Source organism: Bradyrhizobium sp. USDA 4472 (assembly GCF_054058595.1).
In genome coordinates, this window is the sequence record NZ_JBSSAM010000001.1 from 1,091,774 (window position 1) to 1,109,679 (window position 17,906).

Genomic DNA, 17,906 nt, shown 5'->3' on the forward strand with positions numbered 1-17,906 from the left:
TGACGCAATAACGTGGTTTTGTGAGATGCCTCGTGCTCTCAACCGCTTCGTTAAACAGTCAGCAGAACCTGGATGCCGGGGACAAGCCCGGGCATGACGCTTCAACTCAAACCGCATCGGCCCGCAGCAGCGTATCCACCGTGATCGTGCCCCTCGCCCGCGAGACGCAGGTGCAGATCTTCGCGTTGCTTTGCTTCTGGTGATCGCTGAAAAAGACGTCGCGATGGTCGATCTCGCCGTCGAAGGCGACGACGTCGATGCGCATAGGCCGCATTCGCCGCGCTTGCAGTCGGATATCACCTCAAAGCCGCTGGCGTTGAGAACGTCGAGCATCGAACGCTCGCGCGGAATCTCGAGCTCTACATCGGTGTCCTTCAGGCGCACGCGAAAGGCCTCGGTCGGCAGCGAGCCGCTGGAGCCGAAGGTCTCGTAGCGCAGATCTGACAGCGGATGGCCGGCGCCGATCCAGGCGTGGCGGGCGGCATCGAGCATGCGCATCGGGCCGCAGAACAGCGCAAGCGTGCCCTTCGGCAGCGAGGCGAACAGCGCCTCGAGATCGAGCCGCTTGCCTTCGTCGCTGGCATGGACGACCAGCCGATCACCCAGCAGGCTTGCGAGGTCATCGAGATAGGCGCCATCCGCACGCCCGCGCACGGCATAGTGCAGCGCGACCTTCGATCCACGGCGCGCCAGCGCCTGCGCAGCGCCGAGGATCGGGGTGATGCCGATGCCGCCGGCGATCAGGCAATAGTTTTCGCGCTCCCAGTCGACCGCGACGAGCGACGCCGGCCGCGTGATGTCGAGCCGCGCGCCCGGCGCTAGCTGCCACATGTAGCGCGAGCCGCCACGGGAATCCTCGGCGCGGCGCACCGCGATCCTGTAGCCTTGCGGGCTCGCTTCACCGACCAGTGAATAGGACCGCGTCTCCGGCTGGCCGTGGATGGTGACGCTGACACTGATGTGGCTGCCGACCGGATAGGCGGCGCCATCAAACTGGTCGGGCCTGATCAGGAATTCGCGGATGCCGGGCGACAGATCGCGCGTCGAGACCAGCGTTGCGGGAATCCAGGTTTCGATGAAGCGCATGGTGCCCTCAATCGGTTGTGGTCTTGATCAGCGCGAGCGCCGGCAAGAGGTCGAGATGGGTGCGATTGCGCAGTGCGAGGCGGAGATTGCGCACCGCAAGCCGGGCGTGCTCGCGCATGATCGCTTCGGCCCGCGCACCCTCACGGTTCTCAGAGCGATCCGGACAACATCTGGTCGCGCAGCGCGAGCTGCGCCTTCACGGTCTGCGAGACGGAGCGGTCGACCTCGGCCATGCCCTACTCCGCGGCCTGCAGATGCTGCGGTCCGTTTTCCTTCGCCACCATCTTGTCGATCAGCTTGCGCATCCACATCGCGCCGGCATCGATGTTGAGATTGTAGAAGATGCGATCCGGGTTCTCGTCCATGGCGCGCTGCTGCGCCTCGAGGATCAGCTCGTCCTCGCGGAAGATGCTGGAGACGCCTTCGCGGAGCTCGGTGGTGAGGCGCTGTTCGCCGAGCCGGTAATTGCGGACGAAGGCCCAGAAATAATGGCAGGTCTTCTCTGTCTCGGGCGTGATGGTGTTCAGCACGAAGCCGTTGACGCCCTGCGAGCGGTCGCCCTCGGGCGCGCCGGTACCTGCCGGCGCGACGCCGACGTCGATGGCGATGGTACAGGGCGCCTCGAAACGGATGATCTGCCAGCGGTCGACCAGACCAGGCTTGCCGAGCTGCTTGGCCCAGAACGGCGGCGCCTCGATGCCGCGCATCCAGCGCGTCACGGTGACCGTCTTCTCGCCATGGGTGACGTCGAACGGCGCTTCGGCCACGGCGTCGTTTCCAATCGAGGAGCCGTGCACGAAGGTCTCGTGGGTGAGGTCCATGAGATTGTCGAGCACGAGACGGTAGTCGCAGTTCACGCGGATGGTCTTGCCGTCGCCGGCCCAGGCTGGATCGTGATTCCAGTGCATGTCGGGCACCAGCGCGGGATCAGCCAGCGCAGGATCGCCCATCCAGAGCCAGATGTAGCGGTGACGCTCGACCACGGGATAGGCGCGGACGCAGGCCGACGGGTTGATGGTCTCCTGCGATGGCATGAAGGTGCAGCGCCCCTGCGCATTGTATTTCAGGCCGTGATAGCCGCAGACGACGGTGTCGCCTTCGAGCCGGCCCTTCGACAACGGCACCAGGCGATGCCAGCAGGCATCCTCCAGCGCAGTCACCGAGCCATCGGCCTTCCGATACATCACGACATGCTTGCCACAGATCGTCCGGGGCAACAGCGCCGGCTTCACCTCGGCATCCCACGCGGCGGCGTACCAGGCGTTCATGGGGAAGGGTTTCGTCATGGGCGATCTCCCAAGGCTTAGGGACACCTTATGTTCAGCCAGGTTCGGCTGCTGATCGACTAAGAAGCGCCCTGTACCAATGGCGGAGCCGCTGCATTTGGATACGTCGAAATTGTGCGAGTCCACGGCAACCTCTCGTCCGGGGGGCAGTTGATTATTCGGTATTCGGTCCAGCTTTCGAGAAGCTGACGAGGTTACAGCCGGGGCCTACCGTAAGGCATCAGGCAGAGCATTGCCCGGGGCGAATGTAGCGTAAGTGACTGCCGTTTTCCGGCTTCTTCCGAACCACATTTTGCGGGACATAGTCAGCCAGTTCGCGTTATCGTCGATGCGAATTTCCGGATCTGGCCCTTTATCCGCAGTCACAAGTACCAGAGCCGTCGCAGGCCTAGCGCCGAGGCTATTGTGGAGTGTCACGATGTTGACGCGCGCCCAGAAAGGTCTGCCAGGCAGTTTTGACGCGTAGATGACGTACTAAACAACCGAGCTGGCCCTGAGCCAAACCTAAAGAGTTGTTGACATTCATTCAGGACATCTGCGCCAACAGCCGCCAGACGGGAAGCTAGGCTCAAAACTGCAGTGTGGGCTCCCTGATGTGATGTTACTCCGCACCCATCCGCAGGCCAACGCACCACAATCGCCAAAACGCCCATAATGTTGGGAGGCCGCCATTGCGAGCGCCCGGATCGAAAGCGATGCGTCTCAGTTTGTCGGTGGCGAAACCTGCTGCCGTAAACGTGTGTCCCGCTTTTAACGGTCCCATAATCGACTGGAAAACGCCACGGGACCCTCCTCGTCGATGGGATTATCGACGGTTCGCGATTCGGGCGATCGCGCTCTACGTGTTGGATCGGTTGCCGCAGGGTCCCGGCGGCGTTCATCAAGCGACGATGGGATTGCTCGACGCTCAAGCCTCCGTTCCAACTCCTCCAATCCTGCCTTACATTCGGCGACAACCGATTGGGCACGAAGCAGCTCGACCTTGAGCTCGTCCATTTGCCTGGTTATTTTCTCAGGATCCCAGTCGTCCTGCATCAGCTCATCACCATCTGCAAACACCGATGCTAGCCCGGTGGCCTAGCTGCAAGACCCCGCTCGGCATCTCACCGCTTCCAGCGCCTGAGGCGCAGCTTAAAAGTGACACAAACGATTGTTCCAAAGCATAACGTCATATTATCTGGACCGACATTCGCCGCGACTCTGTTAGAGGCCCGGAATTTTGGCCGCCAAAGCAACGCGCGATCTCAAGATGATTGAGTTCGCGCTGAGTTGCATCAAGAGACCGGCGCCTGATGAAGTCGTAACAGTTCATTTCAAGACTCGGGTCGCGTGCTGGATGAGCATCATGAACACAAGTGGTGTCGTCACCGATTCAAGCAACCGGCATGCCATGCATTCGAGCATTTTCATACGGTACAAAGCTCAGCATTCCCGCACCATCTCGTCACCGGCGCCCCATTTGTTGCGCCTGAAACAACTAATGTCTTGAGCAAGACAGTGACGGTGCCAACCGCGACAACCTAACAGCACTCCCTACGACGGCCCCCAATCAAAAGGACGAACACTTTGCCGATTTAGGCCAGCATCATCTCACCATTTTGCGCAGCGCGTCACGGTACGAGATCTAGTGAACGCGGCTGCGACGACAAGATCGCATCGGAGTGGATAGCTGAAGCGCGTGTAATCTGAGCAGCTTGTTAAATGAGCTGGATAGCAGATAACGCACGGCATCGCAGCCTTCGTGGACCGGTGAGAAAGGGTAGTTGGCCATCAAGGTACCGACGAACCGGACGCATTTGCACAGACCGCAACTCCGATCGCACTCACGTCGCTTGGACAGATCGCCATGAGGGACACGCCTGGACGACGAGGCGCTGGGTTCATGTGTCCTGGGGGTCGCGGATCATAGTCTTATCGCTGCCGCGCGAGCGTGTTTTGCTTGCGCTCTGCCACGGGCACACGCGTCCGTCTGGCGTAAAAAACTGTCCTGAACATTTTTGCGTGCCGCTCTCGTCAGCTTAACCGGTGAATGCGCGCTCCATCCGAGCGTGATCTCCTCATTGAGGAACACGAAAACACCCCGCCTTGTCGTAACGATCATAGGCCAGCGTTTTGCTTCCAGCCAATCGATTCCGGCGTCAGCCGAACCGCGCATTTCCTCGTCAACAATATGGTTGACCGCCTGTTGCACTTGCCTCGCCGATGGAGCCGCGCCTGCCCGGCTATCTGTCCCGCCGATTGGTCAGCTTCCAGAAAGCTGGGCCTGCCAACCTGATCGTGAAGATATCTCGGCCGATCCGCGCAGCGTCAAGCGGAAACATCGTCAAACGGAGATACGAAATGGTTCGAATCCATGACGCGCTCGACACCGGAACTTCAGGCGCTTCGCAGCAAGATGAAGCTGGAGGCGAGACTGCCTTCGACATGCACCTGGACAGCGTGCCGCTGGAGCAAGGGAAACACGTAGAAGCTGGACCTTCCACTGCCGTTGCCTCAAGCGACCCGAAGGACGGCCTCGCCCCGGTAGACCAGCGGCGCGATATGAAGCTCGTCGTCATCTCGAACCGGGTTGCCCCCTTCGACCCCAATAAGCCTCAGACCGGCGGGCTTGCGGCCGGCCTGGAACCGGTCGTTGAACGTTCCGGTGCACTCTGGGTGGGCTCCTCGGATACCCGCGGAGATGGGACCGACCAGCCCTTGCCGCTGGTGAAGACCGGTGCAGGCGACGTGGCGAGGCTAAACCTGCCAGAGGCAGACTATCCCGGCTATTATCGAGGTTTTTCCAATTCGACACTGTGGCCTGCAATGCATTCCCTGTCCGAACGGATGTCGGGCTCCGAAGGCGATTATGACAGCTATCGAAACGTTAACGCCTTCATAGCGCGAGCCGCCTTTGACGTCCGGGATCGAGACGTATTCTGGGTACATGACTATCATTTGCTTCCGCTCGCGGCTGAGCTGCATAGGCTCGGCATTGATCGGCCGACCGGCTTTTTCCTGCACACGCCTTGGCCGGCGCCCGACTTGATCGAGCACGTACCTCACCATCGCGAGCTTATGAAGTCGATGCTCGAGTACGATCTGCTCGGCTTTCAGACAAACCGGGATCTCAACAATTTCCTCGCCTGCCTTCGGGTCTATTTCGGGCTGGAGAGCAAGGGTGGCACCGTGACAACGGACCGTGGCCAGACCCGGTTGCAAAAATTCCCGATCGGCATCGATCCCAACCAGTTCGCAAAGTATCTTGCGGCAGAGCTTTCGGCCTCAGAGGAAGAAAAACTCTCGTCATTATTGCAGAAATTCGAGGCCGCAAAGTTTGCGATCGGCGTCGACCGGCTCGACTACACGAAGGGTATCGATAAGAGGGTCGAAGCGTTCAACCACCTTTTAGCCGCGGAGCCTGGCAGCATCTCGTTGCTGCAGATCGCGCCGTCCTCTCGTGCGGACGTTGGCGAATATCAGAAGTACAAGGAGGACGTGGAGAATGCGATCAGCCAAGTCAATGCTGAGCATGGCACGGACGAGTGGAAGGCGATCCACTACACGAGCGACTCGTTCAGCCAGGCTGCACTCGCCCGTCTTTACCGCGCCGCAAATATAGGTCTCGTCACGCCGCTGCGCGACGGCATGAATCTCGTGGCGAAAGAATATGTCGCGGCCCAAGACCCAAATGATCCCGGTGTTCTGGTCTTATCGAAGTTTGCCGGGGCGGCTGAAGATTTGAACGAAGACGAGGCGCTGCTGATCGATCCAAATAATCCCGAAGAGATTGCAGACGCTATTTCGAAAGCGACCAACATGCCGCTGGAGGAGCGTGTCAGGCGCTGGCGGTCGATGATGGATAAGATTGAATCCTATACCATCCACGACTGGTCGGCGGACTACCTCCGGGAGCTGGACAAAAGCCGCATCACTGTTCCGGCTGATCAGTTCCACCATCTCGGTCTCGGCTGGACCAACGAGGCCCAAATGCCGCTCTATCAAACTTATGCAGCGGCGCTGGCCGTCTATAATGAGGTCGAGCCCACGGCTACCGCCTTGAAGGAGGCCGCCTATGCAGACGTGAAATCGGCCTTTGAGGCTTTAGCGGTCCCGCTGACGCACACACAGGACAGCCTCTGGGATTTGCCGGCGCAGACAGCTCCACGCGACGGTGCTCGTGAGAAACGGCTCGACCTCATGAGGATTGACCGGGCAAACCGCATGACATGGCGGGTGACCGGTCCTTAGCAACAAAAGAGCAATCTGCGGCTTTCTCGTTGAGGCATGCGGGCGTGTCGCGTCCGCATGGTGAACGGATGTGCGGGGCCATATAAATGGGTCAAAGGACACATAAGTCTGTCGGGCTCTTCAGCCCCAAATCTTACAAAATCGCGCCTCAACAGAAGAGGTTCGACATGAAAATCGAAGATCTGCACCCGTCCGCTGGCCTGCCGAGCACAACAAGCGTCCAGCGATCCTCGCGCTCGCGCACTTTGCGCGAGCCGACATGGCGCTGGGTCACGCCGGAGCCGGGCACGAGTTCAAAGACGTTCACAAAGAGCTGGTGAGAGGATTCAGCCGGAACAAAGCTGCTCCCAGATCCGCTCTTCTTCATGTCTGTATGAAGCCCGAGTGCGTTTCCGCCTTGAAGGTGACCAGTTCATGGCTAAGGGCGCGAATGTCGTGGTGGTGTCCCATCAGATGGCGCAGGCGCTGGTCGGTGCTCCGTCGGAGCTAAAAGTTTGGACCTCTCCTGCCCGATGCCCTGGCTCTACATGGCGCTCCGGGACAGCCCCTTCGGATGAACATCGAGCCTGCGATCGTCGAGGGCTGCTCGGTCTCTTTCATCGTGCAGAGCGCCGGTGAGGGCCTGAAAAGAAGTCGCCCGGACCCCGGGGCGCGGCCGCCGCAAAAACGGCTGCTATCCGGCTGCAAGAGGAGAGAGTGGATCGAGAGCCTCCTGCTCCAGGTGATGCACGTCAGGTCCGGAACACAGCCACTCAGCGAGACCACGGATCTTACTGTCTGATGACGCGATGGACGCCAGGCTCGGATCGACAGTGGTCGAGTGGCCGCATTGCTCGGCCAATTCCCTCGTCATTAGATGCGGCAGTGGTCCCCGGGGGAGACTTTCCTCCAGATACCTAAAAATGCGCACGCCTCCGGCGTCCACGTCCCCCCAATGAAGAAACGGCACATCGGCCGGAAGGGCATTCAGGACGTTGGTCAGAAGTTCGATGACCCCTGCCGCGGGAAAGCCGCCGATGTAAACGACTAGACCGCCATCCTCGATCTCACGAACCTGACGATTGAAGCTTGCGTAGTTCTCGATCGTCAGCACCGCCGTCGGTCTTTCCAGGATCGACAATTGCGGAAGCATTTCCGGATGAATGGATACGAAAGGCTTTGCCCGGCCATCGATCAGGCGGCCACAAGCCCCTTCCACGGCAAGAGGTCCTTTCAGGTAGACAGGGTGACCGAAGCGCTCCAGCCCGATCTTCGCCCAAACCACATCCGGCGCTGCGCCCGGCTGCCCGATCCGGACGGCGAGAACGCCGGCAATCCGCGAAGCGTGCCGATCGAAGGCCTTTGTGTCTTTCGTCGCCTTTTGGGAGAAGGTTCGCGCGTCCAGTCCTCTGGCCTCCTGCCGCGAGATGGACGCCAACAGCGTGAAGAACTCCTTGGCGGCGTCGGGCTGGCTGGCCGTGAGGCGGTACGCTGCCTCGCTGCGGGCCCACTTAGCTGTCATCTCTTCCAACAAGCCGACGACCCACGGCTCGCCGTTCGCGGCGATCGGGAGCAACTCGTCCCTGAGGCGCTGCGCTGTAGCCGGCGCTGTCGGACGACCGAGATGCCTGGCGAGCAGCTCAGGGTCGCGGACGCGGACTCGCTCGATCAGGTGACTCCGGTCTCTTCTGCCCCATTGCACCTCGACAGCGCCGAACCTTGTCGCTGATGCCATTTGGTCGTGGAAACGGATGACTTGCTGTGCCGTCGGCAGCCTGTCGTATTCCAGAGCCGCGGAAGCCGGGCGAGACCGATCGGGGTTCCGTTCGCTTCTCTCGAGCAGGCGTTCGAGGAATTCGATGCCGACGTCGGCTGTCCTAACGTTGGTCATTCCGCAGCCTGGTCTTGCGGGGCAGCCTGAGTCTGCTCGGTCGCGATCAGCTCCGACTTGAACACGTCGAAGCCCTTCCGGTAGGGATCGATCGCAACGATAGCGTCGCGCATTTTCTCCGTCAGGAATTCGGTGTCGATCACCACCAGGTTGCCGAGTCGGTTCACGTTCACGACCGTGTCGACCACCTCCATAAACACATGGCGCTTTTCGTCCGGGGTGGCTAGCATGACCTGGAGCCCGAGATCCCGCATGAACTGAGAGCACTGACCGATGGCCTTCGTGTCCAGCCGGTTAAAGGCCTCGTCGAAAATCGCGAGCGACAGCCCGCTTTCTCCGGTGCGACGGTTCTGGTACGTGGCGGCTAGAGAAGCGCCGATGGCGATGTAGAACGGCAGTTGCCCCTCGCCGCCGGACCCCGTGCCGGCGCGGCTGGTCAACGAGGAGCGGATCTTGCCCTCGGCATCCTGGATGTAGAGCTCGAAGTTAAAATACTTGCGCGGGTCCTCGATGTCCTCCGTCCGTTCCTCCGGATTGGCCAATATTTCCTCAATCTGGCGCACCGCCCGGATCAGGGGAGAGGCTGCGTCGCCGCTTCGATCCCCGAAAAGAGGCAGGTTGAACTCCGGCTTCCTAGATTCTTCGACGAGCTCGATCATCTCGACGTGGGTCGGGGCCTCAAGCGCCTTGAAGGAGTAGTAGTCCCGTCCGTGAAACTGACGGTCCTTGAGGTGCCGATTGAGCTCACTCAAAGTCGACTTGATGCCGGTGAAGGCGTCGTCGAGGCGATGTAGGAGATCATCGCGGAATGCCGAGGTCATCTCGATCGCGGCGTTGCGGCACTGCTCCTCATATTGAACCAGTTCATGGGCGTCGAGGCGCTTCTTTTCAGCCGCGGCCCATTGCTCGACGGCCGCCGGTGTCGCCTCCTCAGCGGTGAAGGACGGCACGACATGGAATTCTTGACCATGCTTGTTCACCGCATTGGTCATTTCGCGCATGAGGCTGGAGCGCCGTGTCGTAGAACGTGTCTCCCTGTCCGCGATCATCCCCACGATATGGTTCGCAATGGTCTCCGTCGCCAGCGCGGCAACTTCCTGTCGATAGCCACGCATAGTTGTCGATTGCGGAAAGTCCTGCCGCAACTGACGCGCGCGGTCGCGTCGAGCTACACGGGCGGAGTCGCGGTTCTTTTGCATGTAGTCATCGTAGGCACCTTCGGCCTTATCGCGAGCACTCTTTGCATAATCAAAGGCCTTCTGTGTCTCTGACTTTCTACGGCCCGCCGTCTCGACTCCCGTCGCGAGGCGCTTCAGGTCGGCGACGAGCTTGGGATCGCGATTACGCTTCGCGTCCTCGATGTTCTTCTCGATCTCCGCGATCTTGCGGTCGAAAGCGGCCAGGTCTGCGCCGCAGTCGAAGCATGTCAGGCCAGCTTCGAGCATCTTCTGGAAGCGGGCGAACATGTCCTCGAAAAGCCGTGCCTCTTCTTCTAGGCGGCCAACCTCGCGCGCCCGCTCGGCAAGCTGCAGCGCGAGCTCCTGCCGCTCGGCTTGAAGCTGTTGACGCATCTGGGCCTGCGTAGACCGTCCGAGCTTAAGGTGCTCGGGTTTAGGAAGTCGCCGGACCGTCCTACCGCCCTGCATCATGCGGTCCGGCGTGATGGCGTTCTCGGCGGCGGCCATCTTGTCCATGGTCTCCACCATCATGAGCCGGCCAAGGCGATAGTTCAGGAAGGCCCGCGCATGCCGGGTTTTCCGTGCTGATGATCTGTGCCAGCGACCCTTTTTCTGACGGTCTGGTGCTTTCGGTCTTGGTCGTGTTGATGACCTCGGCGTGCTGGAATGAAAATTCTCCGCCCTCCCGGTAGATCTCGAGGGCCCGGACGGCTCGACTGGGTTCGACGATGAGCGCCTCCCGCGACCGTCCCAAGACGGCTTCGGCGGGCCATCCGCCACTTGTCTTCGCGGATTTCCACTACATCGCACAAAGGTTCGGCTTCGATCCCGTGCGAACGAAGCTGGTCAATCAGATCCCGGGTGCCTCGCTCGATCGGGCTCAGTCCCTGGTCCATGCGCTTTAGATTACTGTCGATCTGATCGATACGATCCTGCAGATCTCTTGTCGCCACGCGGGCGTTGAAATGGACGTCCGAGAACGTCTTGCGGACCGCCGCCAGACGCTCCTGGTCGACTGCGGCAAGGGCCGCATCAAGATGTGAGGTGCTGTCCTTCCAATCGTCCGGGAGCGTCTTGTCCCACTCGGAAAGGGGTGCCCTACTCCGGGCGATGACAACTGCGCTCAGCAGCGCATGCAGCAGGTCGTCGCGACGAACCAACAGATTGAGCTCGACGGCCTTCTTGATCGAAGCGATGAGGCTCTCGAGATCCTTCAGTGGTGCCATGGCGTTGGCGCGCTTGCTCAGAGCCGCGGTCTTGTCTGACTCGTACATCTGGGCAAGCTGCTCGGCGTCGCTGGTCCTAATCGAAAGCTCAATGCTCTTGTGCTCGGCTTCGAGCGTGCCGTGCCGGGCCGCGGCGGTGGTCGCTTCGACTTCCGCGTTGCGCGCGGCGGTCCGCAGCTGCGCGAGTGCCTCTTCCTGCCGCCTGGCCTCGCGGCGGAATTTCTCCCATTCCAGGCGGGCAATCTGCCAGCTGGTGGTTGCGATGACCCGTTCGTTTTCGATAGCCCGACTGACGATGCGGAGAACTACAGCGAGGCTCGCGCTTTGGGCCTTCAACTCCTCGATACGGTGGGTCAGCGAGCGCCAATGCTCGATCCCCCGGCGCAGTCTGTCGACCTCGATTGGCTGGACATCGAGAACGTAATTCCGGACGAACTCCGTCGGATTGTCCACCGGCTTCAGCAGCAGGGCGTTCCTGAACGCCCTCTGGAAACGCCGCGGGTCGAGCGGGAAGCCCGCCGGTGACAAGGCCCTGAGCGATTCCGCCACGAAGTCGGTTGCGCTCGAAAATGCATCGTCGACGTCGATTTTCCGGGCACGCATCGCGGTGCGCACGGCGTGCCACTGTAGCGTCTCGACCTCGTCGTCGTCGAGCGCGGCGAGGACGTCATCCTTGGTCACGGCCCCCTTTATGATGAAACGCGCTTCGCAGGTTTCGTCGCTCCTCGATGCCGATGCCGCGAAGGCTACGCCCAAGCTCACGGCCGGTCCGCCGGTCACGTCCTGAAAGACAAGGATGACGTAAGTGTAGGCATGCTGTCGCGTCGGCTCCGACCTCTCGCCCTTTTCGTCGAGCGAGACAACGCCGAGACAGTAGTCGCGCAGCGTCCGCTTGCTCCTGACGTTGCTCTGGGCACTCGGATTGAATCGGATGCTGGCCATACTCGCGCCGGACAGAACGGTCTGCACGGCGTCGATGATCGCCGATTTTCCCGCGCCGTTCGGTCCGATGATGGCGGTCATGCCGCGCATATCGACCTGCTGAGCGCGGAACAGGTACCAGTCGACCAGAATGATGCGACGGAGTTCGATCACGCCTGCCCCTCGCTCGTGACGTCGGGCTTTTCCGCCGCCGCGGTGGAACGCGACACGAACTCCTCCAGCGAGCCAAGTGTGTCCCTGGAGACAACGATCGGCAATGCAGGCCGCAGGAACAAGGTGAAGTTCCTGTCGTCCCGATCCTCGATCCTGACGAGTCCCCTCTGCCGGAAGCCGGCGAGGATTTCCTTCACCCGCCCGAAGTTGGGCCGCTCCCGATGGGTCCGATCTTCGTAGATCTGCAGGATGTGCTCGCTCTCGACCTCCACCTCGCCGAATTCCTTCGCTTCGTACCGGGTGAACGCTTCCTCATAGTGGAGTCGCAGCACCAGCAGCAGCAGGCTCTCGTCGAGCTTCATGCTCTGGCGCGGAGGCAGTTCGTTCGCGACCAGGCCGAGGTATCCGTCGTTCGGCCTGCCGACGACCCGATATCCGAGCGCGTCAAACAGGTTCTCGAAATAGCTCGCGTAGTGGCGCAGCACTTCGTACGAGGTCTTTATGCCCCAATCGTTCTCATAGATGAACTGCGCACGCCAAAGCACCTGGGCGGCCTGACGCAACTCTTTCTGGAGATGGTCGCCGTCATGGCCTTCGGAGTCCGCGTCGTCGATGATTTTGGAAAGATCACGCAGCATCGGCCGAGGTCCTCGTTCTCGCGATGCGGAAGGCGGTCACGTCGATCCAGTCGTTGGAGGTGCGCCCCTCTTCCAGCGTGACCGTAAATTCGCCTAGTCGCACGGAGCGACCGACGGCAGCCAGGTTCGGGAACGCCCGGTAGGCGAACAGATCGGCAATGCTTTCGATCTCGACCTCCGCAGACGAGACGACGTCGCGATCTTGCATCTTCCGACGAGCGAACTCGAGCAGCCTCTGATCGGTCACCCGCACCATCCGATCAAACTCGGTTGTGGCTTGTACATAGGCGCGAAGATAGGGGTCCTGCTTCGGAACCTTGAACCGCGTCCGCTCGGGCGGAGCTTTAGGTGGCGGGGGGGTGTACAACGCGAGCGACGTGACCGGCAGACCGACATCCGGCGACCTCAGCCGGATCTCGACCTCGTCGTTGCCTATCTTCGAGAGCTGCTCGATTAACCGGACGATGCGCTCCGCGGATCCCTCTCCGATGACATCCATGTAGTGTACGGCGGTGCGGATGCGGCGTTCGAGCCGATCCCGGAAGTCCTCGATCTTATCCATGAACGGCCCGACATCCTCGAACACGCTCTTGATCTTCTCGAGCTCCGCGATGACGCGTGCCTCGGCCGTGGCAATAGTGGCGCCTGCGGCCATAACACCTTGCTCGATGTAGGCGCGTGCGATCTTGCCGAGGCGCTCGGCGTCCGCGAGCATGTCGCCCGCGAGAGATGCGATCATGCGACGATGACGGTAGGGGTTGTTGGACGTCTTGAGCTGCTTGTAGTCGGCGATCAGCAGCCCGTCGACGAAATCCTGGAAGAACGTGCGAAGGATGGCGGCCGCGTTCGGATTGCCGAGAATGCGGTCCTCAATCTCACGCATGCCGGCGAGGATGCGGCGCATGCTGCGCGCGAAACGCAGAGCCGTGTCGTGTGCGTTGGCCAGGCCTTGGGCCATCGTCTCCGGCTCACGAAATGCGGCCTCCAGGTTGTTCTTGACGTCGACCACGGCGCCGGCAACGCGTATGCGACTGTTGCCGAAATCGGTAATCGCCCCCAGGACCATGAAGGCGTCCGGATTCATGTCGACGTAGGTCCGCCACTTTTCGGTGTCTTCGGTGAGCCAACCGGAATCGCGTAAACGGTAGTAGGCGAGATAGTGGGCCTGGCTCGTCGTCTGGTCTTCGTCCGGATCCCCCTCGGAAAGATCACCCATTGTGTCGATGCTGAACTCCGAAAGTCCGATCTCGATCTGCTTGACGACCTCTTCTCGCAGCGGGGTCTCGAGGATGCGGGCAGAGTACACGCGCTCGTAGAGCCGCATGAGGAGACGAGCGTAGACGTGCTTTTTCGGGCCCGAGAGAGGGCGGAAGAGGGTCTCTGGGAGATAGCCAAACAGCTTCATAGCGGGTCCTCAGCCTACCGATTGAACCGTCATATTGACTCAACCGCAAGAAAAAACTGAGAAGTTTCAGGGCGTTCTAACGTCGCCCCCCCCGCTCAGCGTTATGTATCGAGCGTCGTGGTGAGCTAGGTGTGGTCTCTCAAGAGGTTGTCCATCTGGTCTGAACCGAGGAAGCTGAGGTTGCGAAGCTTCAGTGTTCCAAGGAGAGACCAGATGAACGTCCACAAGAATGCGCCTTTGACGCCCAAAGGTCGAGAGGCGATGGTGCGAAGCGTAGTCGAGGGTGGGCTGAGCCAGGCTGACGCGGCCTTCCAGTTCAACACGACGCCCAAGACCGTTGCCAAATGGGTCCAGCGGTTCCGTGAGGACGGTGTGGAGGGGTTGCGTGACCGCCCCTCAAGGCCGCACTCATCGCCGAGCCAAACTCCTGCGGCCACATGCACGGCTATCGAGGCCTTGCGCCGGCAGCGCCACACCGGCCAGCAAATCGCAATCGAGGTCAAGGTGTCGCCAGCCACGGTCAGCCGAGTGCTTCGTCGTTTGGGCTTGAACCGGATCCGCGATCTTGAACCGGCCGAGCCGGAGCGCCGTTATGAGCGTGAGTCTCCAGGCGAGATCATTCACATCGACATCAAAAAGCTCGGGCGTTTCGAGCGGGTTGGTCATCGCATCACCGGCGATTCAAGTGGTCCAAACAGGAGCCGAGGCGTCGGCTGGGAGTTCGTCCACGTCTGCATTGACGACCATTCCCGCGTCGCTTTCTCGGAGATCAAACCGGACGAGACGGTGGACAGCGCGGTGTCTTTTCTCAAGGCGGCTGTGGCTTATTATGGAGGCCTTGGGGTCACCGTCACGCGCGTCATGACCGACAATGGCGGTTGCTACCGATCTCACGCCTTCGGCGAGGCGTGCCGCGACCTGGGCATCAAGCACATCCGCACCAAACCCTACACGCCGAGAACGAATGGCAAGGCAGAGCGCTTCATCCAAACCGCACTACGGGAATGGGCTTATGCCAAAGCCTATCCAACCTCCAATCGCCGCGCCCAAGAGCTGCCGATCTGGCTGCATCGATACAACTGGCACCGGCCTCATGGTGGTATAAAGTCACAAACCCCGATCAGCCGCCTCGGTCTGACTGAGGTCAACCTCTTGAGGCTCCACAGCTAGGCCGGGGCGCCCTCACGCCGAGGGGGCTGCCGTCGGCAGAAAGGTCGCTGCGAGACGCCGATGACGCTATTGCTTCCCCGCTTTCCTTGCGTCACTTGAGGTACTCCCGAGCGGCATCCTCCATAACCGACCAGGCGGCCCGCTTCTCTTCGAGGGCCGCCGCATGCCGGCGGCGATCTGGGGATCGATCATTATTAGGACCGTGACACGCTTTCCGATCGGCGTGCGCATGCCCGCTTCGATGCCTTTTTCTTCCCCACCCTGGCCTTTCCGCGCCGTGCGAAGCAGTTGGTTAACCATACGGGATGCTGACGGTGTCTGGCTGAAAAAGTCCAAGGCCGGCGCACCCGCTTTAGGGGGCAGCGTCGCAGGGCTAGCTGACCAAACGCAACCAGAGTGGGTTGATGGGCTCCATCCGATACACTCTTTTATGTCCCAAAACCTCTTTCAACACGCGTTTTAGGCCCAAATGACAATCTTGTACGTGCGAAGCGGACCGAAGTCATAGGGCCGTCGCCCACGGCCAGAATGGCCGCACATCGTTATGTTGCTGCGTCTGACCGACGCTGATGCGATGGGCGCTAGCGCAGTTGGCGTGCTTCTGTCCGCACTGGAAAAGAGCTTACCACAATAGGCCCCGAAAGTCCCGTTGAAGAACAGGTCGCAGTGGGGGCGCTAGTCGCGAGCCGGCCCGGGTGGTCCGCAGCAACGAGCCGCTCGAAAGAAATCTCACCTTTGATTTTAGTCCGGCTGTTACGGATTTGGTCTATGAGGGATGGCGGGCTCGCGCCATAAATCGGTTCACCGGCTCAACGAGTATCTGAACTTCGAGGCCCCCTATTGATCGCTTCGATGATAGCCTTGGTGAACAGGTTGTCGCGAGCACGGTCGTGACAAAAAGGCGACCGAGTGTCTCATCCTTCATCGAAAAGGCGGACGGCGCCGCCCTGACGAGCGCCTTACCAAACACCGGGCGAAGCTAAAGCATCCGCCGAATCGACGTAGATTGTCGAGCCGACCTGCACGCGACGCAGCTCCTGCCGGTATCCACCGGCTCCCGCTTTATGAAGCGTCTCGATGGCTGGAGGATCGTATGCACCGAAAATAAGGGCCTCCGCGAGCACGCGACCTGTCATCATGGACGGCCGCGAAATGCCAAGCAGGCTGAGCACGGTCGGCGCATAGTCGCAGATACCGGAAGGCACGTGCGATTCCACGCCGCTTCTGATCAATGGGCCCGCTAGGATGCCGAGCGACGACATTTCCCTGGCGTGCAGCCCGCCGTGCACACCGAGCCCAACCGGCGAATCCGGGCCCCAGCAGCGGCCGGGAAGGCCAAAGGAATCGAGAGCATCATCCCCCCGAAAACAAAACGAAATGTCAGCCGACCGGGGATGATCGGCGAAGACCAGATGACGGGCGAGGCTACCTGGGGCGATCCCATCGTCCCCGCTCTTAGCGGCCGTAAAAACCGGACCGCACCAAGGCCGTTCCATCACTGCCGCAACCGCGCGGCGGATGGCTCGGTCGGATGGCTCCGACAGGTATATGGCGCCAACCTGACCTGACATGACGACCGCCTCGATCCCCGGTCCTGGTACTTGGGCACAACGCATCCCAGTCGCGTTCAACGTCTCCAAGAGATCAGCCTGCGCGTGCACTGTTACATGGCCATGATCGGATGCTACGATAAGATGCACGCCTTTCGGCGCCCCTTCAGATTCCCACCATTCAAGCACGCGGCCAAACTGGCGGTCGAGAAAGCCGATCACCTCCAGAGTCCGCGTCGCGCCGATTCCACAATAATGCGACGAGGTGTGAGGCTCGCCGAAGGAGAGAATTGTGACATCGGGCTGAATTTGGGGCCAGACCTCATCAAGCAATGCCGACGTTAGAAAGGCTTGAGCGGCAAGATCCGGGGTACCGTGAGGCGTCGGCGCCGGTGTCGGCCCAAGCCGCGCCTCCACCCTTTCGAGCATTGCCGCTGGCGTGGCGTGGCGAGCGAAATGACCCGAGAGCGTTACTTGGCTCAGCGGTCGCGCCTTGTGGTTTAGGATGCGAGTTGCTCCAGCTGGATTCGAGGCGAGAACCGCAAACGTCTTGCCGTTCGCCGCGAGAATTTCGCCTAGCGACGGCGCGCCGACCAAATGCCCGCCGCTCGAGGCATCGAGGTCCTCAATCAGGCGGTCGTCGCCCGTATCGATCAAGCGCGGCGCTGCTGCCACGCGATCAAGAAACCTGTTACCGATAATGCCATGACGATCCGGGGTCGCGCCTGTGATCAGGCTCGTCAGTGAAACCCGGGTCTCGCTGGGATAGACGGTGCGCTGCCGCGCTAGCATGGTACCGCGGAGCCTTAGTCTATCCAAGTTCGGCGTCCGCGATGGACTAATAAGATCGGGTCGGAGCCCGCCAAACAGCACCATGACCACGCGGTTTGGACCTGATCGATCTAACATAATGGCACGCTCACTCAGTTATGTGTTTCTAGGATCCCCTACGGCTGCTCTCTTGAAGCGCCGCGACGGAGGTCGATGAGAGATCGGCATGGGCTGGGTTAGAACATGCCATCGATACTCTTTGCGCTGTCCATGTGAACCCTCTCGTGATCCCGTCACGCCTTTCGCTTAGGGCGCGAGATTGCGGCGGGATCATCACATACAACAGCCGCATTCCGACCCAGTACCTGGCCGGTAATCCTGAAGACCGATCCTTTGCCTTT

11 protein-coding genes and 2 pseudogenes are annotated in these 17,906 nt (G+C 60.8%); 2 read left to right on the top strand and 11 right to left on the bottom strand.

Annotated elements, in window-relative coordinates:
* Nucleotides 1–106 precede the first annotated feature (106 nt).
* The 4 genes and pseudogenes from ACVWZ4_RS04985 to ACVWZ4_RS05000 all read right to left on the bottom strand — a co-directional run bounded on the left by ACVWZ4_RS04985 (nt 107) and on the right by ACVWZ4_RS05000 (nt 4,563).
* Nucleotides 107–1,086 (bottom strand): annotated as a pseudogene (locus ACVWZ4_RS04985) (PDR/VanB family oxidoreductase).
* A gap of 7 nt (nt 1,087–1,093) precedes the next feature.
* A pseudogene (locus ACVWZ4_RS04990) lies at nt 1,094–1,246 on the bottom strand (GntR family transcriptional regulator); the annotation flags it as partial.
* Nucleotides 1,247–1,322: 76 nt separating this feature from the next.
* Nucleotides 1,323–2,372: an aromatic ring-hydroxylating dioxygenase subunit alpha gene (locus ACVWZ4_RS04995; protein WP_456701692.1), complete on the bottom strand. Its 1,050-nt coding sequence runs from the start codon at nt 2,370–2,372 to the stop codon at nt 1,323–1,325.
* A gap of 1,903 nt (nt 2,373–4,275) precedes the next feature.
* Nucleotides 4,276–4,563 carry a hypothetical protein gene (locus tag ACVWZ4_RS05000; RefSeq protein WP_456701691.1) on the bottom strand — a complete coding sequence of 96 codons (288 nt, stop codon included), beginning with the start codon at nt 4,561–4,563 and terminating at the stop codon, nt 4,276–4,278.
* Nucleotides 4,564–4,574: 11 nt separating this feature from the next.
* Between ACVWZ4_RS05000 and ACVWZ4_RS05005 the strand changes: the two genes are divergently transcribed.
* Complete coding sequence (locus ACVWZ4_RS05005) at nt 4,575–6,602, top strand: alpha,alpha-trehalose-phosphate synthase (UDP-forming) (RefSeq protein ID WP_456701690.1); 2,028 nt, start codon at nt 4,575–4,577, stop codon at nt 6,600–6,602.
* A 148-nt stretch (nt 6,603–6,750) separates the two neighbouring features.
* Here ACVWZ4_RS05005 and ACVWZ4_RS05010 read toward each other — a convergent pair whose 3' ends face one another.
* From ACVWZ4_RS05010 to ACVWZ4_RS05035, 6 genes are all read right to left on the bottom strand, one after another.
* The gene (locus tag ACVWZ4_RS05010) at nt 6,751–6,969 is read right to left on the bottom strand and encodes a hypothetical protein (protein WP_456701689.1); all 219 of its coding nucleotides are present in this window, start codon (nt 6,967–6,969) and stop codon (nt 6,751–6,753) included.
* A gap of 306 nt (nt 6,970–7,275) precedes the next feature.
* Entirely contained in the window at nt 7,276–8,472 is a 1,197-nt protein-coding gene (locus ACVWZ4_RS05015) for a Wadjet anti-phage system protein JetD domain-containing protein (protein WP_456701688.1), read from the bottom strand.
* The gene (locus ACVWZ4_RS05020) at nt 8,469–10,166 is read right to left on the bottom strand and encodes an SbcC/MukB-like Walker B domain-containing protein (RefSeq protein ID WP_456701687.1); all 1,698 of its coding nucleotides are present in this window, start codon (nt 10,164–10,166) and stop codon (nt 8,469–8,471) included. The genes ACVWZ4_RS05015 and ACVWZ4_RS05020 overlap by 4 nt, the downstream gene beginning before the upstream one ends.
* A 35-nt stretch (nt 10,167–10,201) precedes the next feature.
* The gene (locus tag ACVWZ4_RS05025) at nt 10,202–11,971 is read right to left on the bottom strand and encodes an ATP-binding protein (RefSeq protein ID WP_456790046.1); all 1,770 of its coding nucleotides are present in this window, start codon (nt 11,969–11,971) and stop codon (nt 10,202–10,204) included.
* A complete protein-coding gene (locus ACVWZ4_RS05030) occupies nt 11,968–12,609 on the bottom strand; it encodes a DUF4194 domain-containing protein (protein WP_456701685.1) in 642 nt (213 codons plus the stop codon). The genes ACVWZ4_RS05025 and ACVWZ4_RS05030 overlap by 4 nt, the downstream gene beginning before the upstream one ends.
* Complete coding sequence (locus tag ACVWZ4_RS05035) at nt 12,599–14,014, bottom strand: Wadjet anti-phage system protein JetA family protein (protein WP_456701684.1); 1,416 nt, start codon at nt 14,012–14,014, stop codon at nt 12,599–12,601. The genes ACVWZ4_RS05030 and ACVWZ4_RS05035 overlap by 11 nt, the downstream gene beginning before the upstream one ends.
* 213 nt (nt 14,015–14,227) lie before the next feature.
* On the opposite strand from ACVWZ4_RS05035, the gene ACVWZ4_RS05040 reads away from it, so the two are divergent.
* On the top strand, nt 14,228–15,184 hold the full coding sequence (locus tag ACVWZ4_RS05040; RefSeq protein ID WP_456701683.1) for an IS481 family transposase: 957 nt from the start codon (nt 14,228–14,230) through the stop codon (nt 15,182–15,184).
* A gap of 959 nt (nt 15,185–16,143) precedes the next feature.
* On the opposite strand, the gene ACVWZ4_RS05045 is transcribed toward ACVWZ4_RS05040, so the two are convergent.
* The gene (locus ACVWZ4_RS05045; protein ID WP_456790047.1) at nt 16,144–17,643 is read right to left on the bottom strand and encodes an alkaline phosphatase family protein; all 1,500 of its coding nucleotides are present in this window, start codon (nt 17,641–17,643) and stop codon (nt 16,144–16,146) included.
* Nucleotides 17,644–17,906 lie beyond the last annotated feature (263 nt).

Excerpts from the sequence above, each read along its gene's own strand:
- ACVWZ4_RS05010 (WP_456701689.1), bottom strand. The coding sequence starts at position 6,969 with ATGAAGAAGAGCGGATCTGGGAGCAGCTTTGTTCCGGCTGAATCCTCT.
- ACVWZ4_RS05005 (WP_456701690.1), top strand. The coding sequence starts at position 4,575 with ATGGAGCCGCGCCTGCCCGGCTATCTGTCCCGCCGATTGGTCAGCTTC.
- ACVWZ4_RS05015 (WP_456701688.1), bottom strand. The coding sequence starts at position 8,472 with ATGACCAACGTTAGGACAGCCGACGTCGGCATCGAATTCCTCGAACGC.
- ACVWZ4_RS05045 (WP_456790047.1), bottom strand. The coding sequence starts at position 17,643 with ATGTTAGATCGATCAGGTCCAAACCGCGTGGTCATGGTGCTGTTTGGC.
- ACVWZ4_RS05030 (WP_456701685.1), bottom strand. The coding sequence starts at position 12,609 with ATGCTGCGTGATCTTTCCAAAATCATCGACGACGCGGACTCCGAAGGC.
- ACVWZ4_RS05020 (WP_456701687.1), bottom strand. The coding sequence starts at position 10,166 with ATGGACAAGATGGCCGCCGCCGAGAACGCCATCACGCCGGACCGCATG.
- ACVWZ4_RS05040 (WP_456701683.1), top strand. The coding sequence starts at position 14,228 with ATGAACGTCCACAAGAATGCGCCTTTGACGCCCAAAGGTCGAGAGGCG.
- ACVWZ4_RS04995 (WP_456701692.1), bottom strand. The coding sequence starts at position 2,372 with ATGACGAAACCCTTCCCCATGAACGCCTGGTACGCCGCCGCGTGGGAT.
- ACVWZ4_RS05035 (WP_456701684.1), bottom strand. The coding sequence starts at position 14,014 with ATGAAGCTGTTTGGCTATCTCCCAGAGACCCTCTTCCGCCCTCTCTCG.